We start from the raw sequence: 7,652 nt of genomic DNA on the forward strand, positions 1-7,652 counted from the left end.
TGAATTCTATGTTGATGGCTGGGGGCTTGTTTGATCAAAAGAGGGGTTTTCAATAATTAGCAGAATAATTATTGAAACAGAATGTGATGTAATGCATTGATACTCAAGAAGAGTTATAAGCAGCGGCGAGCTAATGCCCGCCGCTGTTGTGAGGGGTTACCTAGGGGTTAAGCGAGAAACTCAACCTTGCCGCCGTCCAGATGGTACATGCTGCCCACAATCTTGATTTTTCCTCCCTCTTCCAGCTTTTTCAGCACCGGGCTGTTTTTGCGGATATCGGCGATGGTCAGCTCGACGTTGGTTTTGGCGACGGCATCAACAAAATCATAGTTGCTACCGCTGCGGTCGCCTTTGAATTCGGTTTTGTCGATGGCCGGTTTGATCTTGTTGAGTAATCCGGTCAGGTTACCCAGCTCGACATTCTCAATAGCGCCTCTTATCGCACCACAGGCGGTGTGCCCCATCACCAGGACCACTTTTGCTCCGGCAGCAGCACAGGCAAACTCCATGCTGCCCAGAATGTCGTCATTCTGAATGTTACCAGCAACGCGCGCGTTAAAGGTTTCACCAATGCCGACGTCAAACAGAATTTCTGCCGGGGCGCGTGAGTCAATGCAGCTTAAAATGACCGCTGCTGGGAACTGCCCCTGAGCGCTGGCCTGCTTCTGGGCGACATAGTCATGCTGCTGCATTTTGCCTTCCCGAAAGCGCATATTGCCTTGTTTAAAGCTGGCGATGATGTCGTCCGGCGTCATTTTATCGCGCTGTTCTTTGGTCATCGCGGCGGCAAAGGCCACTGAAGGTGCGGTGAAACCGGCAATGCCGGTCATAGCTAATACTGAAAGGGCTGCGGTACGTTTTAGCAGGGCACGGCGTGGCGGTTCTTGATCGGGGAGCTTACTCATATACGTTATTCCTCGTGTGCTGTTTTGGAGAGAAAACACGTTGATTGCGCCAGTTCCCAGAGGTAATGAAACAACCGGGAGTAGTGGCGTTGAACGGGTATCGCCTTGATAAAGGTAAGCACTAGTAAGTGTATATGTGCCCTGGCTTTTCAGCTGGGTATTTTGTGAACAAAATGAGGCCGCCGGGAACCAGATTCCTGTTTGTTCGCGCCAGACAATGGCTTAACATAGCGACAACTATTTTTGCCTGGCCTATATGGATATCCGATGCGTCATCTGGTTACGCTTTTACCCCTGATCCCTTTGCTGGCTGCCTGTAGCAGCGAGCCTAAACCTACCGAGCAACTGGCCCCCCCAGATAGCCTGGTGCAGAGTGGTTTTGTGCTTGAACCGGAGCATGCCATTCATCCGTTGGGCGGCGACTTTGCCAATAATCCGGCGACGGCGCGCTTTATCGACAAGATGGTGCAGGAGCACGGCTTTGAGCGCCAGCAGTTGCATGACGTACTGGCCCAGGCCAAACAGCTGGACTGGGTGGTGGCTCTGATGGATAAGCAGGCACCCGCTGGCAAGCCAGCGACGTCGCCAAACGGCGCCTGGATCCGCTATCGCAACAAGTTCCTGACGCCGGATAACGTGCAGAACGGGGTGGTGTTCTGGAATAAATATGAGGCGGATCTCCAGCGCGCCTATCAGGTTTACGGTGTACCGCCAGAAATTATCGTGGGCATTATTGGGGTGGAAACCCGTTGGGGCCGGGTGATGGGCAAAACGCGCATTATCGATGCGTTGGCGACGCTGTCGTTTAACTACCCACGCCGTGCCGAGTACTTTAGCGGTGAGTTGGCTACCTTCTTGCTGATGGCGCGTGCCGAAGGTGACGATCCGCTTTCCCTGCGCGGCTCCTACGCCGGTGCGATGGGCTATGGCCAGTTTATGCCTTCGTCGTTCAAGAGCTATGCGGTTGACTTCAACGGCGACGGCCATATCAACCTGTGGGATCCGGTGGATGCCATCGGCAGCGTAGCCAACTACTTCAAAGCTCATGGCTGGACGCGTGGGGCAACGGTGGCGGTGCCAGCTAATGGCCAGGCTCCTGGTTTAGAGACCGGTTTTAAAACCAATTATTCGGTTGCTACGCTGGCTGCGGCTGGGTTGACGCCGCAAGGCTCGTTGGAAGGTAATCAGCAGGTCAGCCTGCTGCGCCTGGATATGGGCAACCGTTATCAATACTGGTACGGCCTGCCGAACTTCTACGCCATCACCCGCTATAACCACAGCGTGCATTATTCGATGGCGGTGTGGCAGTTGGGTGAAGCGGTGGGCAGGGCTCGGCGCGGGCAGTGAGTTTTTCTGATTTTTGAGCGAGTTTCAGGCGTAAAAAAACCCGATGGTGAATCGGGTTTTTTTACTTTCCGGCCTGAGTTGGTGGCTCTAACCAGAGTGAAACAGCCAATATCTAACTCGATCAGTATACGCAGGATTTGATTGATTTTCAAACTACCGCGTAGCGGATATAATCAGAGGGTTAGCTCTGTTTGCTGTTGAACTCTGGTATGCGAGGGAACGTATTCAAGTCCTGGCTAGAGTTACGGGTGGTGCCGGTTCTGGTGCTCTAGCCGGAGTGAAGCAGCCAATATCTAACAATGAAGGGCAACTCCTATAACAGGCAATGTAAGGGCAAGTAGGGGGCTCTCACTCCTTTTTAAGGAGTAACGGATGAAAACTTTCATTGATAAAGTTCTCATCGTTCTGAAAGCGCTGGTTGCGCTGTTGGAACTGATCCGCAGATTCATCGACTGATGAAGGTGGAAACGTAAATAAGGCCAGGGAGGCTAACCACTCTCTGGCCTTTAATAATTACCGTTCCCGCAACGACTCTTTCACCTTGTTCAGCGGCTTGATCAGGTAATCCAGCACGCTTTTCTGCCCGGTTTTGATCTCCACGCTGGCCACCATTCCCGGCACGATCGGGAACTTCTTACCCGCCTTATTCATCAGCTCCGCCTGCTTGGTGCGCACGTAAACCCGGTAGTAATACTGGTCACGTTTGACCTCGTCCTGAAGGGTATCCGGGGAAACTTTCTCCACCTCGCCATTCAGGTTGCCGTAGATCGACGAATCATAGGCGGTTACCTTGACGGTGGCGGGCAGGCCAGGGCGGATATAGGCGATATCCCGTGGGTTGATGCGGGTTTCGATCAGCAACTGATCTTCCAACGGCACGATCTCCATCAGCTTGCCGCCTGGCTGCAACACGCCGCCCACGGTGGTCACCTGAATATCCTTCACGATCCCACGCACTGGCGAGACCATGGTGGCGCGATCCAACTGATCTTCCTTACCGTTCACCAGCTCTAACTGGGCGTCGAGATCGGCGTTGTTTTTTACCTGCTCCTCACGCGCCCGCACGGCATACTGGTTAATTGCTTCGTCAATCTTGCCGCGCAGTTCGCTGACCTGCCGCCGCAGACGGATGACTTCAACCTGGCCGGCAGCCCCTTTGGCAACTAGCGGTTCGGTCATGCGTAACTCCTGCTGGACCAACTGCATCGACTGTTGCAGGTTGCTGACGGTCTCATCGCGGTTGCGCTTGCGGGATTCATACAGCTGGCGTTCACGGGCCACCAGACTTGGCTCCTTCAAGGTATCGGCGCTGAACTGAAGTGGCTCGCCGGTCAGCTCGGAACGCAGGCGTTCGGCGGAGGCGCGCAGGGTGCGTACGCGGGAAAAGGCCTCGCCATAGTTGGACTGGAAGCGTTTCACATCCAACTGCGCCAGTTTCTGGCCCTTGTTGACGATGTCCCCTTCGTGCACATACAGGTGATCGATAATCCCACCGTCCAGGCTCTCAATCAGCTGCGCCCGGCTTAAGGGTGTAACCTTGCCGGTGCCGACGGTGACCTCATCGAGCAGGGCAAAATAGGCCCAGACCACAAACAGGATCATTCCCAACAGCGTCAACCAAAGTACCGAGGAATGCCGCCGCCCCTGGCGTGCCAGATCGTCTTGCATGGTGATATTGCTCATTGCTTGCTCCTCATGCTACGCCCTGTTCTTTATTGATCGGCTTATTGGCTGCCTGCAGGATCTGATCCTTTGGCCCATCGGCCACCACGCGACCGTTATCCAGCACCACAATGCGATCTACCAGCTTCAACAGCGCTGGCCGATGGGTGACCAGCACCAGCGTGCGGCCGCTGAGCCAGCCGTGCATCTGGCGGATCACGTACTCTTCCAACTGTTCATCCATGGAGGCGGTGGGTTCATCCAGCAGCACGATTTGCGGGTTACGCAGGATCATACGGCTCAACAACACCATCTGACGCTGGCCGCCGGACAGACCGCGGCCTCCTTCATGAATAATGCGATCCAGGCTGGCGGCATCTTGTTGCACCAGGCTCAGTGCCCCCGAGATCCGCAGCGCCTGAAGCATTTCCGATTCGGTAGCATGAGGGTGGCCGAGCATCAGGTTCTGGCGCAGGCTGCCGAAAAACAGCCGCGACTCCTGCGAGAGAAAGCCCAGTTGGCGGCGTACATCGCTGGGATCGATATGGCTGATGTCGACCCCGTCGATGATCACCTTGCCCCGGGTGGCGCTGGCTTGACCGGAGAGCAGCTTCAGCAGCGTCGATTTCCCCGCGCCGACCTTGCCGAGGATCGCTACCCGTTCGCCGGGTTTGATCTCCAGATTATTGACGGTGATCGAGTTTTCCCCTTTCTCCACGTCGTAGCTGTATTGCAGATTGCGCAGTTGGAAATGGCCGCTGAGCACCGGGCAATGAGCCATCTTGCCCTCTTCCGGTTTATCGAGCGGCTTCTTCAACAGATCGTCAAGGCCGGTCATGGCGGTTTTGGCGTGCTGCCAGCGTGAGAACACCATGGTCAACTGCATCAGGGGGGCGATGGTGCGTGAGGAAAGCAGGCTACAGGCCACCATGGTACCGGTAGTGATATCGCCGGCGAGCACCAGATAGCTGCCAAACACCAGCATCCCGGCATAGGTCAACTGCTGCACCGTTGAGGCCCAACCGCTGAGCCGCGCGCCCCACAGCCGCTGCTGCATACCGATGTTGGCACTGACCGCGTGGGTCTGCTCCCATTGGCGCTGGAAGTAGGGCTCGGCTTGTAGTGCCTTGATATCCTCAACCCCTTCGATCGACTCAACCAGCACCGCGTTGCGCAGAGCGCTTTCCCGCATGCCTTCCTTCGCCAGCTTGGCCATCGGCCATTGCAGCAAGATGCCAGGAATGACGATCAGCGGGATCGCCAGCATCGGGATAAACACCAGCGGGCCACCAACCAGCGCCATAATGGCGAGGAACAGCAGCACGAAGGGCATATCCGCCGCCGCGCCCACGGTGGTGGAAGTCAGCAATTCCCGTACCTGATCGATCTCCCTCAACTGCGAGATAAACGAGCCTGTCGATTTTGGCCGCGCTTCGTTTTTGATCGCCAAGGCGCGGGCAAACAGCATGCCTGAGATCTTCAGGTCGATTTTCTTGCCCATCAGATCGGAGATCACGGTGCGCGACAGGCGGATGGCATACTCCAGCGCCGCCGCGATCAGCACCCCAAAGAACAGTACCCATAAGGTGGAGTAAGACTGGGCCGGAATAACCCGGTCATAGACCTGCATCGAAAACAGAATACCGGCCAGTGCCAGCACGTTGCTGATGATCGATGCCAGCGAGATCTCGCCGATTTGCCGTTTGGCCCCGCGAAAATGTTGCCAGAACCAGTGTTTGCGATAGGGCTGCACGAAGTCGTCGATGCGCGTATCCTGCCCGCGCTTCGCCGCTCCCAGCAGCACAATGGTACCTTGCCCTTTCAGCAGCAGCTCCACCAGCTCGGCTTCTCGCTGCACGTCACCGCTGTCGTTGAGCCAATACAGCGCCTTGCCTTCGCTGTCGAGGGATTCGATCACCATCAGCCCGCCGTCGTCGATCTCGATCAGCGCGGGCAGGATCTCGTTGCGCCAGCGGACTTTCTCCCGTGGCTGCAAGCTGACGCTAAGCCCCATCAGGTGGCCCAGGCGTTCCAGGCGGCGCGGGGCTGGCAGTTGTTCATACCAGCGCATTTGCTGGCGGACGGATTTGATATCGACAGCCAGGCCGTAGCCGTTGGCCGCTCGGGCCATGGCTGCGATCCAGGCTTCGAGTGAAGCAGGTTGTGACATAAGCGCTCCTGGCAAATCATTCAGACTACAGCGACGGTAAGCTGTCGCCACTGGCTCGTTGGCGCTCGATACCCAACATATCCAATAAGTTGTCGACCGCGGAGGCGTAGCGCACCGCCGCGTCCCAGCCGTCGTACAGGGCGATGACGCGTGAGCTTTCTGCCTGTAGCACGTCTTGTTCTACACTGAGCAGGTCGTTCAGGCTGCGCTTGCTGAGCTTGTACTCGTCCTGATAGACGCTGCGGGTATAGTCCGCGCTGCTCAACTGCTGTGCTCCGGCAAGCTCTCGCTGCTGCGCACCGATCAGGTCCGCATAGGCGGTGGAGGCTTTCTGGTTCATATCCAGCTTGGCGGCCTCGACCTGAGCCTGTGCCGCCTGGCGATCGCCCTCGGCGGCATCGACCTTGGCATTGACCGCGCCGCCCTGATAGATCGGGGCCTGCACCACGAGCTGCAGCTGATCGTTCCAATAGGATTGGGCGTCTTTGCCATCGCTCTCATAGCGGGTGCGGCCAGCCTGGACCGAGATGGTAGGCCAGTGCTGCGCTTCGGCCTGGCGGATGCGCTGGGTCGCGGCTTCCTGCTTGGCCTGGGCGCTGAGCACCGCATTGCTTTTTTGATAGGGTAGCGACTTGAGGGTGATTTTCTGTTGCAACAGTTGCTGCGGCAGGTCGGGCAATTTATCCGGCACGACGCCGGTCAGTACGGAAAGCTGCGCCAAGGCTGAACGGTGTTGGGCGCGATACTGTTCCAGCGTGGCGTTCATCCCGGCGATGCGGGTTTGCGCCTGTAACACGTCGGATTGTGAACTGAGGCCAGCATTGGCCCGCAGTTCGGCGATGTCCTTGACCCGGTTCAGTGACACCAGGTTGCGCTCCGCCGCTGTACCCAAGTCCTGATAGCGCTTGACCTGTAGGTAAGCCTGCAGCGTTTGTTGGCCCACCTCGGTCATGGTTTGGTACAGCGTGTAGCGATAGGCGTCGGAGAGGTTATTTTGTTCCTCAATGCTGCCGCTGGTTTTGCCGAAGTCATACAGCAACTGATTCAGGGTCACGCCTGCCGAGGCGTTGTTGTTCAAGGTGCCGGAGGAGTCGGTCTGGCTGGATTTGCCAAAATTGCTGTTGAGGGCAATTTGCGGGAACCAGGCGCTTTGTGCCAGCGCCAGATCGGCCTTACCCACGTTAATCTGCGCCGAAGCCTGGGCGATCTGCGGGTTACGAGCAAAGGCTCGCAGGATCGCATCCTGTAACGTCAGCGTCATGACCGAACGTTCTGTTGGTGCGGCTTGCCAGTTAAATTCGACCTGCGGTGCGGCGGGAGTCTGACCTGTCAGCCCGCCTAGTCCGCCCAAAAACAGTCCGATTGTGGCCGCACGCCGTAGCGTGAGCCGAGTTCCATCCATGCCATAAAGGTGTCTTTTCATTATCGCTACCACGTCTATGCCGATAACTGCGCTGGGTTGCGGTTTCGGCTTTGTTATTGTGACGATCGTTAATTTCGGCGGCCCGTCTCCCGAACGGAACCGCCGCACTGCCTTGGCCTGAACTCTGTCATTCCCATGCCACTGG

General features: G+C 57.0%; 6 protein-coding genes. 2 read left to right on the plus strand and 4 right to left on the minus strand.

Annotation, left to right across the window (positions count from 1 at the left end; genetic code table 11):
* Nucleotides 1-167: 167 nt before the first annotated feature.
* Complete coding sequence (locus KGP26_RS05205; protein WP_223665116.1) at nt 168-905, minus strand: carbonic anhydrase; 738 nt, start codon at nt 903-905, stop codon at nt 168-170.
* 267 nt (nt 906-1,172) lie between these two features.
* Here KGP26_RS05205 and mltB point away from each other — a divergent pair, with 267 nt between their 5' ends.
* Both mltB and dinQ read left to right on the plus strand, forming a co-directional pair.
* A complete protein-coding gene (gene mltB, locus KGP26_RS05210; RefSeq protein ID WP_071682374.1) occupies nt 1,173-2,252 on the plus strand; it encodes a lytic murein transglycosylase B in 1,080 nt (359 codons plus the stop codon).
* Between the two features lie 372 nt (nt 2,253-2,624).
* Nucleotides 2,625-2,708: a damage-inducible type I toxin DinQ gene (dinQ, locus tag KGP26_RS30385; RefSeq protein WP_363135933.1), complete on the plus strand. Its 84-nt coding sequence runs from the start codon at nt 2,625-2,627 to the stop codon at nt 2,706-2,708.
* Nucleotides 2,709-2,765: 57 nt separating this feature from the next.
* On the opposite strand, the gene KGP26_RS05215 is transcribed toward dinQ, so the two are convergent.
* From KGP26_RS05215 to KGP26_RS05225, 3 genes are read right to left on the minus strand one after another with little or no spacing between them, the layout of a single operon-like run.
* The gene (locus tag KGP26_RS05215; protein WP_166734185.1) at nt 2,766-3,935 is read right to left on the minus strand and encodes an HlyD family type I secretion periplasmic adaptor subunit; all 1,170 of its coding nucleotides are present in this window, start codon (nt 3,933-3,935) and stop codon (nt 2,766-2,768) included.
* Between the two features lie 10 nt (nt 3,936-3,945).
* On the minus strand, nt 3,946-6,084 hold the full coding sequence (locus KGP26_RS05220) for a type I secretion system permease/ATPase (RefSeq protein ID WP_223665117.1): 2,139 nt from the start codon (nt 6,082-6,084) through the stop codon (nt 3,946-3,948).
* A gap of 25 nt (nt 6,085-6,109) precedes the next feature.
* Nucleotides 6,110-7,507 carry a TolC family outer membrane protein gene (locus tag KGP26_RS05225; protein ID WP_223665118.1) on the minus strand — a complete coding sequence of 466 codons (1,398 nt, stop codon included), beginning with the start codon at nt 7,505-7,507 and terminating at the stop codon, nt 6,110-6,112.
* Nucleotides 7,508-7,652: the final 145 nt, after the last annotated feature.

It is taken from the genome of Serratia sp. JSRIV002, from assembly GCF_019968725.1.
In the GTDB taxonomy this organism is placed as follows: domain Bacteria; phylum Pseudomonadota; class Gammaproteobacteria; order Enterobacterales; family Enterobacteriaceae; genus Chania; species Chania fonticola_B.